General features: G+C 65.8%; 14 protein-coding genes. 7 read left to right on the top strand and 7 right to left on the bottom strand.

What is annotated here, in order from left to right; translation table 11 throughout:
- Window positions 1-133 precede the first annotated feature (133 nt).
- The gene (locus tag G3I17_RS31270) at window positions 134-451 is read left to right on the top strand and encodes a hypothetical protein (RefSeq protein WP_164601310.1); all 318 of its coding nucleotides are present in this window, start codon (window positions 134-136) and stop codon (window positions 449-451) included.
- Window positions 452-480: 29 nt separating this feature from the next.
- Here the strand turns inward: G3I17_RS31270 and G3I17_RS31265 are convergent, their stop codons facing one another.
- The gene (locus tag G3I17_RS31265) at window positions 481-1,068 is read right to left on the bottom strand and encodes a TetR/AcrR family transcriptional regulator (protein WP_164601307.1); all 588 of its coding nucleotides are present in this window, start codon (window positions 1,066-1,068) and stop codon (window positions 481-483) included.
- A gap of 183 nt (window positions 1,069-1,251) precedes the next feature.
- Here G3I17_RS31265 and G3I17_RS31260 point away from each other — a divergent pair, with 183 nt between their 5' ends.
- Entirely contained in the window at window positions 1,252-2,919 is a 1,668-nt protein-coding gene (locus tag G3I17_RS31260; protein WP_164601304.1) for a hypothetical protein, read from the top strand.
- Between the two features lie 8 nt (window positions 2,920-2,927).
- Here the strand turns inward: G3I17_RS31260 and G3I17_RS40110 are convergent, their stop codons facing one another.
- From G3I17_RS40110 to G3I17_RS31240, 4 genes are all read right to left on the bottom strand, one after another.
- Complete coding sequence (locus G3I17_RS40110) at window positions 2,928-5,273, bottom strand: nucleoside triphosphate pyrophosphohydrolase (protein ID WP_203591019.1); 2,346 nt, start codon at window positions 5,271-5,273, stop codon at window positions 2,928-2,930.
- A 147-nt stretch (window positions 5,274-5,420) separates the two neighbouring features.
- Window positions 5,421-6,140 (bottom strand): hypothetical protein, encoded by a 720-nt coding sequence (locus G3I17_RS31250; protein ID WP_164601302.1) that lies wholly within the window; start codon window positions 6,138-6,140, stop codon window positions 5,421-5,423.
- A 3-nt stretch (window positions 6,141-6,143) separates the two neighbouring features.
- A complete protein-coding gene (locus tag G3I17_RS31245; RefSeq protein WP_164601300.1) occupies window positions 6,144-6,680 on the bottom strand; it encodes an HIT domain-containing protein in 537 nt (178 codons plus the stop codon).
- A gap of 253 nt (window positions 6,681-6,933) precedes the next feature.
- Window positions 6,934-9,411 carry a polysaccharide lyase family 8 super-sandwich domain-containing protein gene (locus tag G3I17_RS31240; protein ID WP_164601298.1) on the bottom strand — a complete coding sequence of 826 codons (2,478 nt, stop codon included), beginning with the start codon at window positions 9,409-9,411 and terminating at the stop codon, window positions 6,934-6,936.
- Between the two features lie 124 nt (window positions 9,412-9,535).
- Here G3I17_RS31240 and G3I17_RS31235 point away from each other — a divergent pair, with 124 nt between their 5' ends.
- Both G3I17_RS31235 and G3I17_RS31230 read left to right on the top strand, forming a co-directional pair.
- Window positions 9,536-10,222 carry an SDR family oxidoreductase gene (locus G3I17_RS31235; protein WP_164601296.1) on the top strand — a complete coding sequence of 229 codons (687 nt, stop codon included), beginning with the start codon at window positions 9,536-9,538 and terminating at the stop codon, window positions 10,220-10,222.
- Between the two features lie 83 nt (window positions 10,223-10,305).
- On the top strand, window positions 10,306-11,055 hold the full coding sequence (locus G3I17_RS31230; RefSeq protein ID WP_164601294.1) for a DUF4097 family beta strand repeat-containing protein: 750 nt from the start codon (window positions 10,306-10,308) through the stop codon (window positions 11,053-11,055).
- On the opposite strand, the gene G3I17_RS31225 is transcribed toward G3I17_RS31230, so the two are convergent.
- Complete coding sequence (locus tag G3I17_RS31225) at window positions 11,052-12,989, bottom strand: protein-arginine deiminase family protein (protein WP_164601292.1); 1,938 nt, start codon at window positions 12,987-12,989, stop codon at window positions 11,052-11,054. The two genes, G3I17_RS31230 and G3I17_RS31225, sit on opposite strands and share 4 nt — an antisense overlap.
- Before the next feature lie 197 nt (window positions 12,990-13,186).
- Between G3I17_RS31225 and G3I17_RS31220 the strand changes: the two genes are divergently transcribed.
- From G3I17_RS31220 to G3I17_RS31210, 3 genes are all read left to right on the top strand, one after another.
- The gene (locus tag G3I17_RS31220) at window positions 13,187-15,334 is read left to right on the top strand and encodes a (Fe-S)-binding protein (protein WP_164601290.1); all 2,148 of its coding nucleotides are present in this window, start codon (window positions 13,187-13,189) and stop codon (window positions 15,332-15,334) included.
- Between the two features lie 90 nt (window positions 15,335-15,424).
- Window positions 15,425-16,252: a hypothetical protein gene (locus G3I17_RS31215; protein WP_164601288.1), complete on the top strand. Its 828-nt coding sequence runs from the start codon at window positions 15,425-15,427 to the stop codon at window positions 16,250-16,252.
- A gap of 1 nt (window position 16,253) precedes the next feature.
- Window positions 16,254-17,030 carry a hypothetical protein gene (locus tag G3I17_RS31210; protein WP_164601285.1) on the top strand — a complete coding sequence of 259 codons (777 nt, stop codon included), beginning with the start codon at window positions 16,254-16,256 and terminating at the stop codon, window positions 17,028-17,030.
- 14 nt (window positions 17,031-17,044) lie between these two features.
- On the opposite strand, the gene G3I17_RS31205 is transcribed toward G3I17_RS31210, so the two are convergent.
- The gene (locus G3I17_RS31205) at window positions 17,045-17,839 is read right to left on the bottom strand and encodes an SDR family oxidoreductase (RefSeq protein ID WP_164601283.1); all 795 of its coding nucleotides are present in this window, start codon (window positions 17,837-17,839) and stop codon (window positions 17,045-17,047) included.
- Window positions 17,840-17,914: the final 75 nt, after the last annotated feature.

The raw sequence follows: 17,914 nt of genomic DNA, 5'->3' as shown, positions 1-17,914 counted from the left end.
GCTCGCAGGAGCGACTCTGCTGAGTAGTCGAAGCGTCCGACAAGCACTTGTAGGAGTACCTTGAGACATCGGAGTAGTTGGCGCCTCAAGGTCGAGCGCGCCTTTGAGCCTCCGGTGTGACGAGGCGATGTAGATGTCGTTCCCCCTGTTCCTGCCGTCAACCCAGGTTCTGCCGCCAGTCCAGGCCCAGTCCGAACCGCTGCGGCTGAGACCATCCGACATCACACTGGGCGTCATCTTCGCCGAGCTGAACGCCGCCCGGTCGGCGAACCAGCTGGAGCGCGGCGCGCCCAGGATCGGAGCAGTCGGCGGACCGCGCGCCGACCGCCTGCTACAGAGCCTGGAGGCCTGCGCGGCCGCCCTGGCCGAGCGCAACCTGCCGATCCCACCGTCGATCCGCGACGAGCTCCGGCTCCGTCGCAGCCTTTACACTCCCCGCGGACGCGGCTAGCTCAGACCAGTACTCGCAGGAACATCGGCTTACTCCGTGAGGTAAGGCGAGAGCAGCTGGTCGAGCTGGTCGCGCAGGAAGTCGGTGAGGGAGCCCCAGCCGTTCACGGCCCAGACCTGCAAGGCCCCGTTGAAGCAGACCAGGGTGAGCCGGGCCAGAGCCGGTACGTCGGCGTCCGGCTTGAGTTCGCCGACCTGCTGAGCGGCCGTGAGCAACCGGGCGCAGCTGTCGACGATGGCGGCCGAGTGAGCCAGTGCGTGGGCGCGGAACTCCGGATCGGCGACGTCCAGCTGGACGAAGCCGAGGCCGTTGCCCAACTCCTCGCGGCGGTTGACGTGCGCCACGCTGGACAGGGCGAAATCGCGGAGGGCCGCCAGCGGTGAGGTGTTCCGCGACTCGGCCGCCGCGACGGCCAGCAGGACCAGCTGCGATGAGCGGGCGGCCGAGGCGAGCAGCAGGCCGCGCTTGGAGCCGAACCGCTGCATCAGGGTGGGTGGGGCCAGTCCGGCGCGGGCGCCGACCGCCGCCAGGGTCAGCTTGGCCGGGCCGAGTTCGGCCAGCACCTGGCGGGTCGCGTCCAGGATCGTGTCGTCGCTGATCAGGCGTGGTCTGGCCACGATCCTCCAAGGCTCGAGTTTGTGAATGGCCATTCGTTAACTCGTCAGACAGTAACTGATCGCTGCGGGATCAGTTATCGGATTACGACGGGTGGACGGCGAGGTCCTGCACGCCTCGCTATGGTCTGTACCGGTCGGCCCTCCGCCCAGGGCCGAAGTTGTCGTTCCAACGGGAGTACTTTCATGCGTTTCGCCCGCATCGCCTTCGGCTTGCTGCTGGCTCTGGTGGGATTGCTGGTCACCGTGGCGGGAGGCGCCGCCGCGTTCTGGCTGGTCGGTCCCGACAACACGGTCGACACCAGTGAGCAGTCGCTGTCCAGCCTCGGGCTGGCCGTGATGACCGCGCCGGATCTGATCGACCGGCACGGTCCGACCCTGCACGTCACCGCGTCGGCCGCCCAGCCGGTCTTCGTCGGCATCGGCCGCGACCTCGACGTGGCCAGCTACCTGAGCGGTTCGCAGTACACGCGCGTGGTCGGCTTCGAGCTGCCCTCGCGGTTCGACACCCAGCTGATGAAGGGCGGCCAGGCTCGGCTGACCCCGCCGGCCGGGCTGGACTGGTGGGTGGTCAAGGCAAGCGGCGCCGGCCACCAGTCGATCAGCTGGCCGATCGTCGACGGCCGGTACGACGTGGTGGTGATGAACGCCGACGGATCGCCCGGGGTGGACGCGAAGGCGACCTTCGGAATCGAGATCGAGGGCGCCTTCGGGACCTGCTTAATGGTGTTCGGCGGCGGGTTGCTGTTGCTGTTCGTCGGCCTGCTGCTGATGTTCGTCCGGCGCCGCCGGCAACCACTGCCGCCCGTGCCGGTGATCGCTCCGCTGCCCGCCGCAATGATGCCGTACAGCCCACCGCCGGCTTCGCGCCAGCCCAGCTCGGTCCGCCGAGCCGTCGGCGTCGCGTCCGTGGTGTTGCTGATGGCAACTGGTTGTGCGGCGGTACCGCCGAAGAACGTCAGCCAGGCAGTGGACCCCAAGCCCGCGGTGACCCTGGCCGATGGCCAGGCGGTCGTCGACAAGTACACCGAGGTCAGAGGCCGGGTGAACCAGGCTCGCGACGCCAAGCTGGCCGAGACGATCGAGACCGGCTCGCGGCTCGGGCAGACTCGCGCCGCCATGTTCATCGGCCGCAAGCTCGATCCCAGCGGCAAGGACACGGTCGCGGCCGACAGCTACACGGAGGTCGAGATCGGCGCGCCCGAGTTCTCGGCCTACCCGATGCGGTTCGTCAGCGCGGCGAAGCTGGCCACGGACCCGCTGCGGGGCCAGCTAGGCGTCTGGGAGCGACGCAACGCCGGGTCGCCGTGGCTGCTGAGCCGCGCCGTCTTCCCTCGGACGGAGGAGAACGTGCCGTCGATGGACGGTTTGCGGATGCCGGCCAGTGCCGACATGGCCAAGCTTCCACTGCTACCGCAGACGGCTGAGAACAACCTGGCGAAGTATCTGTCCGAGGGCCCGGCCTCCAAACAGGCGGCGCGTTTCGCAGGTTCGAAGGATCTCACCGAGTTGCTCGCCAACCGTGCGAAGGATGTCCGGGACCAGCCGAAGAAGGAGTACATCTCCACCGTCGCCGACACCTTCCGCCCGACCGGGCAGCCGACCACCTTCATCGCCGCGAACGGCGACGCGCTGGTCTTCCTCAATCTCACCGAGAGGTTCCTGCAGTTCGTCGAGCCCGGCAACTACGCCAACTGGACCAGCGGCGCGGTCTCGGCGTACAGCAAGAACGTCAAGTACTACCAAACCCTCTACCAGGACTACCTCCACGAAGTAGCCCTGGTCATCCCACCCACCGGCAAACCCCGCGTCCTCGCCATCCGCACCCAGGTAGTAGGCGGCGGCGGCAGTTGAGAACAGGCCTAGATTCCAGGAAGGGGGTACTGGCTTGAATCCAGGTCTCTTCGCCCCGCATCGAGGATCTCGAGCGCGATCGCGTCCTTCTCATAGGTCAGAAGGATGGTGATGTCCCTGAGATTCATTCGCCAAACTTGCGGTCGACCGGGCGGTGGCGGAACGTAGTTGAGTAGTAGACGGCCGGCCTCTTCGCGCACTGGGGTCGACTGCGAAGGCTCCGCGATGTCCTCAAGTCCAGGCAGAACGGGTGTTTGGGTCTCACTGGTTTGGGCTGAGGGTCGTTCTGGGAAAGGGGATGTTCGTACCAGCACGACTGATTCGTCGAAGCCGCCGCGGCGGCTTCGCTTCCGATCGACTGCCTCCTCGAGATCGGCGTCACTGATACCGAGGGTGGCTTGCAACGTGCGTAGGACCTCTATCAGGTCGGCGAGCTCGCCAAGTGAGTCGTCGATGGCGGTCGACCGGAGCAATTCGAGCGCCTCCTCCACCACCTTGGCTCGCAGAAGATTCTCCCGCTCGAGTTGGCCGGCCTGATATGTCACAGCTACCTCACCCGAAGCCGCGATGATGTCGGGGATGTTGTCGCGCACCAACTTGTTGTGCTGCGCACTGTTGCCCGTTGTCGTGTCCCGGCCGACGCAGAGCACGGAGACACCTCTGCGACGCAGAATGTAGTACGGATGGGCGAGAGGACTGCCTTCGATCTCGACGATGTAGCCCCTTGAGATCGCTAGGTCGCCAAGCACCTGGATGAACTCTTCGTTGCGTGCAAGGTCACCGTCGGGATGTACTCGCAGGATGCTTCCCGCAGGTGGGTTGATCTCAGCGAGCGCGCGCAGATCCGCCAAGTTCGGTGCCTTGTACCTCGGCGCGTTCTTGCCGACTGAAAGGATCGTCGCCTCGGGTGAAATTTCGTACGGTGTTGAGAACCAGGGCAGGCAGTCGGCGTCGGCGCCGTCGAGGATGCTGATGAACCACATCGTTGCGATCGCCTCTTCGCGGAGATCCGCCAAGGCACGGGCGCCCTCCGCGACGGTGCGGAGCTGCCCTTCGCTGATACTCGAGCGCCAGATCCATTCTGTCGGTGTCTCCCGGCTGGCCCACGAGCGGTCGCTGGCCACATCTATGAAGGTCGGTTTCGCGATGACTTGGCGGCGTATGTCACCCGTCGACACGTTGACCGACGAAGAGTCATGCGCGCACCAGTTCAGCCCGTCGACCAGCCCCCAAGTGCTGTCGATCTGTACTACTGAGTGTCCTGGCCGTGCATACGCCCAGGCGCAGGCTCTGGCGCGCAGGTACCGGTGCGCGATGAAGCCGATCTCACCTACAGTTACACGGGAATGAAGCAGCTTCCGTGTGGTTCGAACCAGAAAATCGCACAGCTGCTCCACATCTGCAACATTGTCAGTCTTGGGCAGGAACAGCTGGGCACGATCGGCGGTGCGAACATCGGTCCGAACGATGACGTCTCCGGTTGTCAGCAGCCGAATGTCTTCAAGAAGTGCCGGGGATACGTGCCCGTCGGCAAGTTCCTGGATGCTTCCAGCATCTTCCAGCAGGAACAGGCGTGGCACTGGAAGGCCTGCTTGGGCGAACTCCTGAACATTCCGTATCTTCGGCCAGACAGATGGCTGAGGCGGTTTGTGACCGGAGCCGGACTGAATATCCACTACGGACCAGATCGTCAGATCTTTCGGCCCGATCTGTACGCCGGTCCTAGGGGTCCATTGCTCGCCGGGCGGTGGAGCAGTCAGCGGGATGACCCGGTCTGCCTGAACGATCCACAAACGGCTTCCGTCCCATACCCACTCAAGGTGGTATCGATGGGGGTTGGACGACAGGCGGCGGCAGACCTCACGCAGTCGCACATCCAACGAGGTCAGGTTTGGGCACAACAACGGCCCGTCGGACGAGCGAGATGATCCCGATACGCCGAGCTGCCGCTCGTTGACCTCGGACCCGACCTGCTCCTGGAGGGTCCAGTTCCAGGCGGTCCTGCTGATCCGGTGCTCGTTGCTGAGGTGGCCGCTCATCAGGGCGTCGATCCGTGGCTGGAGCAGTAGAGCCATCGATGCTGGCGACTCCCCTGCTTCGATGGCCGACTGGTAGACGCTGCTCATCGCTGCTCGTACGGCCGCCGGCGAGGTCGGCGATGCCATCGAGGTGTATCTGCCGCGCTCGCTGAGATCCTCGCTGTCCGCGGAGGACCTGACCAGGATCTCCACGTCGCCGAAGAACTCGCTGACAGGTGTGAGTACCTGATTGGTGAACGCTTCATCCACGGTCGCAAATTGTTCCCCAGCGGATGTGGCGTCACCAAGCGACTTCCACGACGGGATGATCAGCATCTGCGGGTACCAGGCAGGAGGAAGTCGAAGCAGCCCAGCTCCTTTGCCGCCCGCCTCAGCCGTGTCCGCCATCCGAGCGCCCGGTAGGTGACCCGAAGGGGTCGACAAGATACGGCTCTGCTCTGGCACCCGCATACCCCTACTCGGTCAGCTAGGTTCGGTTGCTTCTTGCTCGTCGGGACCTGGGCGGCTAGCACGTCGCCCAGCTCGGCCAAGGTGGCCTTCGGCCATATCGGCGAGCTTACTGATCGTCTGATCGGAGAAATAGCCGACGAGAATAGCTACTCCCACTGCGCCGGTGTTCGTCCCTACCAAGTCGGCTCCGAAGATAGGGATGATCCGTGCGGCAGAAAGGACGACGACGGTCAGACCCACCCCGGCGGACAGCAGCGGCGTGAAAATTCGCCACAACCGACGGTCACGATTCCACAGACCTTTGGCGACCGAGTGATACATCCACTTCATTGCGAACAATGACCCACCAAGCATCCCGCCGAGCCAAGCCAGCAGCCAGTGCGAGAGCTTTGCCCACTCGGGCTCCGTCACACCGATCCAGTCTTGCGGCCAACCCGTGCCGGTGAGAGCCATGGCGATCAGAGTGAGGCAATGCACTACGAAGACGTAGCTGGCTTCGAACAGGATGGCCCTGCGTGCCTCGGGTTCCGGGTAGCGCGTTTGCCAGTCGCCTCGTTGGCGTCCGTCTGTCGGTTCCTTTGGTGCGAAACCGGGATCGTCGACGAGGACCCCGTCGCCGCCGGCGCCATCCTGACCACCTTCCAGATCGGAAGTAAGGTCAGGATGGGTGGGCGCCGTCTCTGGCTCGCCGGGCGACTCGGTGGGGTCACCCGGGGCGGTCGGCGGGGTCATCGGTCACACGAATTCAGCGCGAAGTCGCTCAACAGTCTCCGCGTACACGTCTTCTTGTTGATGAAGCTTCCAGTCCCACCGGTCGTGCCCTAGGTCCTTGGCGATCAGACGGCGGAAGAACTGACTGGGAATATCCTCACCAACCGAGACCAGTGCGTGATCGCTTTGGTCACTGAAGTACAGATAGTCGAGTCCGGCCTCGTGAGCAGCGGCCGCGTCCCACGGCCACTCGGCCTCCGTCCAACTGGGTTGGTAGCCGGTAGCGCTATCAATGCCGAGAAGTGCTGCGCGGGTCGGAACGATGTGGAGATGGGCATGGTCAACCCCGCAACCGGCGCTGCGCTTCTCCGTGGCGGGCCCGTGTTCGAACGAAACGGTAGGCCCGAACTGCTGTCGAACTTTGTCCCGTACAGTGCTCGTCGTAGCCATGAACTCGATCCGCTCAGATGCGGACAGTTCAGCCAAGGCAACAACATGTCGTGTCGGCACTACGAGGAGCCATCCCGCGACGAGCGATCCGACCGATGGCAGGATCTTCATGCTCGTTGTGGTGAAAATCGGCTCCTCAGTCAACTCGACTGTGCAGAACCGACACTTCTCTGTGTCGGTTCCTAGGCGACCCCCAGCCGCCACATTCGCTACCTTCATTTTCTCTCCATCTGTCCACTTCCAGGTTGATTTGTCGGACTCGTCCGACCAGTCAGATGCTAGTCGTCCGTGGCAACGATGGCGAGAACATTGGATTATAACACTGGCTGAAATGGACCTGCCGGGCCTATCTAGTCGACCTCAGTCACTCGAAGGTAGCCGTGAGGGTGCGGCCGCCGGTTTGGTGGGTTTTGAAGGTCAGGCGGGTGCCCGTCAGGGTGTGGCGTACTTCGATGGCGGGTTCTGCGGTGATGCTGGTCAGCCAGCGGCCCAGGACGTTGACGGTGATGGTGGGGCGGGTTGTGGTGGGGTCGGCGAGCGCGATGGTGGTGGTTTGGCCTCGGCGTTGGGTTAGGAAGGATGCGGGGCCGTCGATTGTGTAGTTGAGGACTTGGTGGCGGCCGGGGGTGAAGGTATTGGCGGCTGTCAGGTTTAGTGCGGGGTGGTGGATCGCCTGTAGTCGTGGGGTGTTGGAGAGCAGGTGGAGGCGGCCGCGGCGGTAGGTCTGGAGGGTGGCTTCGGTGGCGTTCGGGATCAGGGCGTAGGCGAGTGATGCGCGCGCGTGGGTCTCGTGGGTGAGGGTGAAGACCTGCTTGGCTACTTGGGTATCTGGGTTGGCGGTGCGGATTGCTCGGCGGCTGCGGGTTACCTGGGTCAGGTCTGCGGCTACCGGGGCTGGCTGGAGGAAGTAGTAGCCGACTGAAGCGCCGGTGGTGGTGTTGGCGTAGCGGAGCCAGGTGAGGTCGCCGGCGCCGGTCCACGGGCGACCGTTGCCTAGTACGCCGGTTAGTTGCACGGCGTCTGTGGGCGCGGCGATGCGCGCGTCGACCGTGGTCGTGACCGGGCGGTGCGCCTGGTCGCTGATGCCGGCGGCCAGTACGACGATCTCGTCGTCCAGGAGGAACCAGGACTTGGTCGACTCCGCATTGCGGTAGGTGACGAAGTCGGCCGGGAGTTGCGAGCGATCGGCATAGGTCTGGTCGCTCGACTGGATCCAGCCCGCGGCGCCATAGGGCCCGAGCGTGGCGCCGCCGGAGTACTGGTTCGTGCCGACGGGGAAGTAGACGTATTTGTTCTGCAATTCGGACGATGGGGTGAAGTCCGGCGGGCTGTCGTAGTACGCCGTCCCGTAGAGCTCCGGCACCGATTTGCGTTGTTCCAAAGGCGTTGTGACCCCGGCGAGCCTGTACGGCGACACGGTGGTCAAGTAGTCGACGCCGTACGCCCGTGTCTGGTCCTGGCCGCTCAGATACAGGTAGTACGCGCCGTCGCCCTGGAACCACGGCATCAGGTTCTCGCCACTCATGTACTCGTACTTGCTGATCCGCTCCGAGTTCCGAGCCAGCGCGAACGCATATCCCGGCCGCCGATGCACTGTCCGATCCATCGCGTTGAACGCGACCGAACTCGAAGCCGGGTTGAGATCCGCCGGCTTGATGTTGCCATCCGCAACGATATCGGCGAAGCGCGCGATGCTGACCGGTGAGACGAAGCTGTTCGGGTTCAGCGTCGGCCGCGCGGTGAACTTCACGTAGCTCCGGAGCTTGGCGGCATCCGAAGCGACCGCATAGTCGGCCAGGTCGACGATCGCCTCGACCACCACTGCGACGTCGTCGTACCCGGTCGCCGGCCGCGAGATCGCCCGCCCCTTGACGATCTCCATCATCCAGCCCTCGAAGATCAGCGGCGCGAACCCGTGCTCGACCCACCCCTGTACGACCTTCACCAGGTCGTCGCTCGACGCGTATCCGGTGCCGTCGAGCGTCTTCACCGTCTGGACGACGCGCGTCAATAGCCCTTTGCCATAAGAGCCCGTGTACGCGACCGAGTCATGCTGGATGAAGGATCCGTCCGCGTAGTACCCGTCGGTGACGCCGTGCTCGAGGTGGTACGGATCGATCGTGGCGAAGACAGTGAACTGGTCCTGCAGCGCCTTGCGGATCCGCGCGTCGTCGTCGAGCAGTGCGCCCTGGATGATCCGGTTCGTGGTGATGTCGGCGAGGTTCGCGCCGGTGTGGAAGCGCGAGTCGAGATCGACGTCACCGTCCTTGCCGTTGCGCAGATAGGCATCCATCGACGCGACGTACGTCGAGATCAGGTCGGCCGGCGCATCGAGCAACGCGAGCGTCCTCCCGGCGTACTGCGAGATGCCGATCTCCCAGGTGAACCAGTTGCCGTAGTACCCCTTCGCCTGGTCGCCGTAGTGGTTCGCGTGCAACCAGCGCAGCTCGTCGAGCACCCTCGCCTGTACTGCGAGGTTGCCCTGCAACTCGGAAGCCGGGCCGGGGCGCCGCGTGGCCAGCGCGATCTCGTAGAGGTGCTGGTACGACGCGCTGAGGTTGGGGTCGCTCGTACCGAGGGGGAGCCCGGCAAAGAGTTCGCCGGGTTGGGCACGATCGAGGGCGGCCAGCCAGGTGCGCGCGGTCTGGTCGATGGCGGCGAGTTTGGCCTTGACCTCGGCGCGCGCGTTCGATTCCGGCGTACCGGCGAAGATGGCGATCGTGTTGGCCAGCAGGCGGGCGGATTCTGCAGCGGGTGCCGCAGTGGCTGGTGCGGGGTTGACCGCGGTCAGCAGCGCGGCGGCGGGGACAAAAGACAGCAGGCGGCGACGGGTGATATCCACTGGTACTCCCGGGCGAAGGGGAAAAACCTCACGCCATAAGTCAATCAGTCGAAAGTTAGTTACCGCAATCGCTTGTCCCGCTATGCTTTAGATGAATCTTCAACTTCTAGAGAGGTGGTCCAGGGTGTCGTCAGTACTGATCGTCGGAGGAAGCGGTGGGCTAGGCCGGGAGATCGCCCGGTACTACGCGGGCAGGGGCGACTCCGTCGTCGTCACCAGCCGGTCGGCCGAGCGCGCGGAGCTCGCGGCCGGCGAGATCGGCGGGGACACCCGCGGGCTGGCCGTCAACCTGGCCGAGCCGGAGACGATCGAGAAGGCGCTCACGGAGGTCGGCGAACTCGACCACCTGGTGATCACCGCGATCGAGCAGTACGGCAACACGGTCAAGGACTTCAGCATCGCCGACGCCGTACGGGCCTCGACGGTCAAGCTGGTCGGCTACACGGAGGTCGCCCGGGTGCTGCACGAGCGCCTGCTGCCGGGCGCCTCGATCGTGCTGTTCGGCGGTCTGGGCAAGCTCCGCCCGTACCCGGGCTCGACGATGATCACCGCCACCAACGGCGCCGTCTCCGGTGTGATGCGCACCCTCGCCGTCGAGCTCGCCCCGATCCGCGTGAACGCGCTGCACCCCGGCGTAGTCGGCGACAGCCCGGCCTGGGCCGACCGCGACCAGTCGCTGGTCGCCGCCCGCACCCCGACCGGCCGAGCCGCCACCACAGCCGAGGTAGTAGACGCCACCGACTTCCTCCTCCGCAACGGCGCCGCCAACGCCATCGACCTCCACCTCGACGGCGGCATCCGCGTCGCCTGACGGCGTTTCTTCAGCTTGAGCTGCCCGCCTGACCGTGGCTGCCTTATCTTGAGGCTCGGTCCGGTGCAGGCGAGGAGGCGGCGATGCGACGTGGTTACGCGGTGGCCGTCGACGGCCCGATCACCATCGACGCCGGCCTGTTCGCGCAGGCCGGCTGGGTGAAGGTGCAGGTGCGGGATGACTGCACCCGGGCGATGGTCGGCGTCTCGACCACCGACGACGAAGGCCCTTCGGCCGCCGCGGTACAAGCCGCCATCGTCGAGCCCGGCCCAGCAGGCGAACTACTCATCACAGTCCACGGACGCAACGGCGCGACCCCGGTGGAGATCACCGTGGTCGCGCCACCCGGCAGCATCCTCAAAGCCCGCACCGACAGCGCCAGCATCGGCGCCATCGGCCTGGCCGAGGTCGAGCTCATCAGCAAGTCGGGTGACGTGTTCGTCCCGGAGGCCGGCCGGGTCTTCGCCGAGACAACCTCCGGCAAGGTGACGGTCCGGCAAGCGGCAGACATCACTGTCACCAGCCAGTCCGGCGCCATCTCGGTCGGGACCGGTCAGCGCGTCGCTGTCCGCACCGAGAGCGGCGGCATCTTCGTAGGTGCCAGCAGTGGTGAGGTGACCGCCAAATCGATCAGCGGCCACCTCACCATCCGGGACTTCCAGGGCGGCTCGATCCGGGCCGACACCACCAGCGGTGCCATCGCCATCCACGCCACCGCCAACGGCACCGTCCGGGCCGGCACTGTCTCAGGCGCCATCACCATCACCGCCGCCCCCGGCGTCAGCCTCGACCTCAAGACCTCAACCGCCACCGGCCAGGTGACAGCGCCCTAGTCCTTCTTCCACCAACCCGCTGTCGGGGTGGCGCGGAGGGTGTTGGTGGCGCAGTGGATTTCGCCTTCGGAGACGTGGACTGAGGTGAGGTCGTTGGCGTAGGTGACCTGGTAGCCGATCGAGGCGAAGGCCTTGTTGATGGCGGTGGCGAAGATGTCTTTGCCGTTCAGGGTCGGGCCGTAGGGCTTGGGGGCTACGTAGCGGCCGGCGTTGAGGACCAGGCCGTTGACGGTGCCGGGGATCTCGGCGACGGCGTCGCGCATCGCGTGCAGCTGGGCGACCAGCTTGTCCTTCTCGGGGCCGGCGGGCGTCGACCTGACCTGGGTCTCGAGCATGCCGTAGTCCAGTCCGCGGGCGGTGTAGAGCGCGGGGATCCGGACGATGTCTGCGTCGGTCAGGCCGGTCTTCTGCTTCAGCACCTCGAGGTTGGCCTGGATCTTCTCGGCCGCCCGCGTGTTGGTGCCGACGAACTGCTCGTCGGCCAGGAATTCGTTCGTCGTCCGCTGGTCGATGCGCTCGTCGTACGGCCACTCGAGTTTCGGCAGCCCGCCGTGCATGATCGCGCCACCCTGCCCAGCCGTCTGCACGCTCTTGAGCAGGTTCAGCCCGGCGGTCGGGTCGGCCACCACGGCCTTCCAGCCTCGCGGGCTTCCCGGCACCGGTACGAACTGCACGAACTCGTCGACGTGCCCGATCGACAGCCACGAGGTGTCGACGGCCACTGGGTCCTGCTTGCCCTGCGACCGCAGCAGCGTGACCATCTCTGCCGCCGGCCCGGTCTTGTGGTCGAGCCCGTCGCCCCCGATCACGATCTGACCGTTCGGGTGACCAGGAGTCGCCGGAATCGTCTCGAGGTTGCCCATCGAGTCATAACTCTCGTTCTCGAAGGGCTCCAGCACCGGTACGTGCTCGGTGTGCACCGCCGCGACGTCATGACCGGCCAGCTCGGTGAAGATCACCCGCGAGCCGACTCGGCGGCTGTCGTTCACCGACCCGAGCAGCACCTTCATGCTTTGCGGCTGCCCGCCCGGACCAGGGATCGACATGTACGCCGGCTCGAAGATGTCCTGGGTCCAGGTGTCGTTGCTCTGGTCGAGGATCTTCAGCGGGGCGCCCGAAGCCTTCGCCTGCTCGCGGACGATGCCTTGCCAGGCTTTCGTCTCGGGGTCGTCGCTGAGCGAGGAGAAGACCTGCTCGAGCCGCTGGGTGTTGAGCTGCGTCAGCACCGGCGCTTCCTTCAGCACCACGTGATCGGTCGCGGTCGCGCCACCCGCGGTCACGCTCAACGCGACGTCCGCCGTACCGTCCCAGACGGCTGAGTCGCGGATGATGTCGCGCCCCTCGATCCCCAGCTCGACCCCGTGCCGCAGCTCGGCAGCCGTCAGCCGCGTCGACGCATCGACAAGCTGCCAGCCCGACTCCCGCTTCAGGAACAGGTGCACATACCCAGCCGCCTTCCCCTGTACTGCGAGCTGCCCGGTGGCATCCTTCGGCGCCAGTGCCCAGGGCAGCGTGCGGATCCGGGCCAGGTCCTTCTCGTCCTGGACGCCGTTGACCACCGAGTCCGACGCGTCGTTGCAGGCAGCCAGCTCGCGGTCAGCGAGGTTCTGCTCCACCTGATGGGCCTTGACGAGCAGCTCGTACTCCTTCTGCGCCTCGTCCTTGTCCGGGCGCTTCGCCAGTTCGTCCTTCTTCTTGTAGAACTCCTGGTCGTTGGCCTCCTCGCGGGCGACCGCGGCGGCAGCGATCTTCTTGGCCGGCGCCTGGCATCGGCCGGCGTCGTCGTCGAGGTTGGCCAGGAACACGGCCGGATGACCGGCGAGCAGTCGCGCGTACGGCGTACCGGCGGCTGCGGCGGGCGCGACGGCCCCGCCGAGCACGCCGGCGGCCACGGCTCCCACCAGAAGCAGATTGCGGGTAACAGGCTTTCTCATCCGAACGGATCCTCCACAGCCGGGAACAGGTCGGTTCCCACCCTCCCCGGCCGATGTCGGCAACCTGTCAGGATCGTGTCCTTCTCCGGTCTCCGGGCCCGAAACACCGCCCGAAAAGTAGTGAGACGCAACACGCGGGGGGTGATGAGACCGACACCGACATGACTGCCCGGTAACCAACCAATAACATCGCTGGTATGCAGATCCTCGCCATCGTCGTCTCGCTCGCGATCGCCGCTGTCGGCGTCGCGTTGTTCGGCAAGACGATCGGGCACATCATCAGCGTGATCAAGCTCGGTCAGCCGGTCGCCCGGACCGACCAGCCGGGGCAGCGCACGGTGACGCTGGCGAAGGAGTCACTGCTGCACACCCGGATGCTGCAGTGGAGCCACATCGGCATCCTGCACTGGTTCGTCGCGTTCGGCTTCCTCGGGCTGTTCCTCAGCCTGGTGACCGCGTTCGGGCAGCTGTTCGACCCGCACTGGGTGCTGCCGGTCATCGGCCACTGGTTCGTCTTCGAGTGGGTCAGCGAGTTCCTCAGCTGGACCGGCCTGGTCGCGATCATCGGCCTGATGGCGATCCGGCTGCGCAACCTGCCGCGCGGCGAGAAGGGCCGCTACAGCCGGTTCTTCGGGTCGCGCGCCTGGCAGGCGTACTACGTCGAGTACACGATTCTCGGCGTGCTGGTCTGCATCCTGGCGCTGCGCGGGCTGGAGTACCAGCTGACCAGTGCCTCGAAATTCCACTTCCCGAGCACGTTCTTCATCGGGTCCGGCGTGTTCGGCGGACTGTCCGAGCACGGCCTGGAGAACGCGATCTACCTGGTCGCGATGGTCAAGATCCTGATCTCGTTCGCCTGGATGATCACCATCTCGCTGAACGCCACGATGGGCGTCGCCTGGCATCGGTTCACCGCCTGGCCGAACATCTGGTTCAAGCGCGAGGCCGACGGTGGTACGGCGCTCGGCGCGCTGCAGCCGATCATGGTCAAGGGCGAGCCGATCGACTTCGAGAACATCGAGGAGCTCGACGAGGACGCCGCGCTGGGCGTCGGCAAGATCGAGGACTTCACCTGGAAGGGCCTGCTCGACTTCACCACCTGTACCGAGTGCGGCCGCTGCCAGTCGCAGTGCCCGGCCTGGAACACCGAGAAGCCGTTGTCGCCCAAGCTGGTGATGATGAACCTGCGCGAGCACGCCTTCGCCAAAGCGCCGTACCTGCTGGCTTCCTCCGACGAGGAGCGCAAGTCGCTGCCGGAGCTGGTGCTGGCCGAGCAGGAGCGGCCGCTCGTCGGTCCCGCCGACGTCGCGGTGATCGACGAAGAAGCCTTGTGGGCCTGTACTTCGTGTGGCGCCTGCGTGCAGCAGTGCCCGGTCGACATCGAGCACGTGGACGCGATCATGGACATGCGCCGCTACCAGGTGCTGATCGAGTCGTCGTTCCCGTCCGAGCTCAACGGGCTGTTCAAGGGCCTGGAGAACAAGGGCAACCCGTGGAACATGAGCCCGTCCGGCCGGATGGACTGGGCCAAGGGCCTGCCGTTCGAGGTCAAGACGGTCGGCACCGACGTCGAGACGCTGGCCGAGGTCGAGTACCTGTTCTGGGTCGGTTGCGCGGGGGCGTACGAGGATCGCGCGAAGAAGACCACGCAGGCCGTCGCCGAGTTGCTGAACATCGCCGGGGTCTCGTTCGCGGTACTGGGTGACGGTGAGACCTGTACCGGTGACCCGGCGCGACGGGCGGGCAACGAGTTCGTCTTCCAGCAGCTGGCGATGCAGAACGCCGAGGTGTTCAAGGAGACCGGCGCGAAGAAGGTCGTCTCCACCTGCGCGCACTGCTTCAACACGCTGAAGAACGAGTACTCCCAGCTGGGCGTCGAGCTGGACGTCATCCACCACACGCAGCTGCTGAACCGGCTGGTCCGCGAGGGCAGGCTGACCCCGGTCGCCCCGGCCGACAGCTCGCTCAACGGGCAGAAGATCACCTACCACGACCCGTGCTACCTGGGCCGGCACAACCAGGTGTACGACGCCCCGCGCGAGCTGCTCGAGATCATCCCGGGCGCCGAGTTCGCCGAGATGCCGCGCAACCGGACGAAGTCGTTCTGCTGCGGTGCGGGTGGCGCGCAGATGTGGATGGAGGAGAAGACCGGCAGCCGGATCAACCTGAACCGGACCACCGAGGCGGTCGAGACCGGCGCCGACAAGATCGCCACCGGCTGCCCGTTCTGCCGGGTGATGCTGTCCGACGGCCTGACCGCCAAGCAGGCCGACGGCTCGGCCCGTGAGTCGATCGAGATCCAGGACGTCGCCCAGCTCCTGCTCGCCTCGGTCAAACGCGGCTGACGTTCACTGCAACTTCTTGCAACTTACCTTCCCAGTCAGCGGTTCTAGCCCATAGGATCCGCTGGTTGTTCCAATGGGGAGGGAAATAGCGTGAAGTTTCGTACTCGGGCGATGGCTGCGGCCATCGCCCTGCCGATGATTCTCGGTGTCGCGGCGTGTGGGGAGACGGACAAGGCCGGTGGCGGCGCCACCCAGTCCGCGCCGACTCAGACCACCAGCGCACCGGTGACCAGCAGCACACCGGAGGTCAGCACTCCGCTGCCGCCGACGGCCGAGGCGCCGCTCCGGCTGACCAATGCCAGCTTCATGCCGGCGCTGAAGGCGGGCACCGGCAAGGCGAAGTCCTTCAAGGCGACGGCCGTGATGACGGTCGGCAGCCAGAAGATCACCATGACGACGTCGCAGATCACCAGTCCGCTGGCGATGAAGCTGGACATGGTCGACCCGGCGGCCGGCACGATGCAGATGATTCTGGTCAAGTCCAACCTGTACCTGTCGATCCCGAAGCAGACCGGCGCCGGCAAGTACATCAAGCTGGATCTGAAGAACAGCAAGGACCCGCAGATCAAGTCCTTCGGCTCGCTCCTCGACAGCGCCGACCCGATGAAGTCCTACCAGGGCTGGGAGAAGGGCCTGCGCAGCGTCAAGTTCGTCAAGTCCGAGACGATCGGCGGCCAGAAGCTGGACCGGTACGACGTGACCGTCGACACCGCCGCGAGCCTGAAGGCCGCAGGCCAGCCGGTACCGAAGGGCGTGCCGAAGACGCTGGTCTACTCGGTCTGGATGGGCAGCGACAAGCTGATCTACCGGTTGACGTTCTCGATGGCCGGCGTCGAGATGCTGATGACGATGTCCGACTACAACAAGCCGATCTCGATCACGGCCCCGCCGGCGAACAAGATCATCGCAAAGCGCTGAGATGACGCTCCGTACGAGGGCGGTGGCGCTGGCCACCACCCTGCCTTTCCTGCTCGGGGTCGCGGGTTGTGCCGACGACGCGGCGGTCAAGCCTGAGGCTGGTACGAAGAAGCCGGTCGCGGCCGCGCCGGCGAAGGTCGCCAAGCCGCCTGCCCGGCTTACTACGAGCACGTTCGCGCCCGTGACGATCGCCGCCAACGCCAAGGTGAAGTCCTGGACCGGGGTGATGCGGATGAGCCTCAACGGTCAGCTGGTCACCGCGACGATCACGCAGACCTACAAGCCGGCCGCGATGCGGATGGACCTGAGCGGTCCGCAGTTCGGTGGCGCGGCCCACGCGATCCTGATCAACGGCGTCCTGTACCTTCACCTGCCGGTCCCTGCAGCGCGCGGGAAGTACCTGAAGGTCGACCCGAAGACCACCAAGGACCCGGCGGCTGCTGCCTTCGCGCAGTTGCTCGACAGTGCCGACCCGGCCAAGTCGGACAAGGCGATGCGCAAGGCCCTGGTCAAGGTGAAGTTCGTGGCCAGTGACACGATCGGCTTCCGCAAGGTGGACCGGTACGACCTCACGATGAACAACAAGGCCATGCTCCGGGCCCTCGGGATCAAGGCTCCGGCCGGGATGCCGAAGACGTCGGTCCAGTCGCTCTGGATCGGCGCCGACCGCCTCACCTACAAGTCGCTGTCCGGCGGCACCCAGGTCACCGTGACCGGTTACAACACGGTCGCACCGATCACGGCTCCGTCGGCAAGGATGATCATCAAGACGAGCTAGGGCGTGTCGCTCCACTAACGCAGATAGGACGCGCCGTTGAAGTCGAGGATGGCGCCGCTGGACCAGCCGGCTTCGGCCGACGCCAGCCAGTGGACGGCCGCTGCCACCTCTGGGGCGGTCGCCACCCGGTTGAACGGGCTCTGGGCGCGGACCGCGTCGCCGCCGGGGCTGTTCAGCCACTGGGTCGCCATGTCGGTGGCGATGAAGCCGGGCGCGATTGACGTCACGGTGATGTCATGTGGCGCCAACGCCACCGCCATCGACTGCCCGAAGGCGTGCAACCCCGCCTTGCTCGCCCCGTACGCCGGTACGTCCGGCTCGCCGCGATAGGCGCCCCGCGACCCGACGTTGACGATCGCGCCTCGCCTGACGCCATCGGCGGGCTCGACCTCGAGCATCTGCCGGGCCACGCACCAGGTCAGGTGTGCCGCCCCTTCCAGGTTGACGGCGAGCGTCCGTCGCCAGGCGGTCACCCAGTCGTCGTACGAGGTCTCCAGCAGTGGATGGCCGATCCGCCGCGACCCCGAGACCGGCTCGTCGACGAACAGCGCGGCGTTGTTCACCAGGACGTCGATCCGCCCGAGCGCCTTCGCCGATTCCTCAACCAGTAAAGGGATTTCGGCTGAGTCGCCGAGGTCGCCGGACAGTACCGAGTGTCCGTCGCCGGGGAGCTCGGCCAGTACTGCGTTCGCTTTGTCGACGGCACCTCGGCAATGCAGGACCACCCGGTCGCCGGCCGCTGCGAAGACCTTCGCGACCTCGGCTCCGACACCACGCGACGCTCCTGTGATGAGTACTCCTCTGGACACTTCGTACCCCTTTCCTCGACTGCCCCCATTCTGCCCTGACGCCGTGGTGACATCAGAAGGGGTTGACAGTGACGT

This window comes from Streptomyces sp. SID13031, assembly GCF_010548305.1.
Taxonomy (GTDB): domain Bacteria; phylum Actinomycetota; class Actinomycetes; order Propionibacteriales; family Kribbellaceae; genus Kribbella.
Note: the sequence above shows the minus strand (reverse complement) of the source record. Positions and strands in the feature narration are given on the sequence as shown.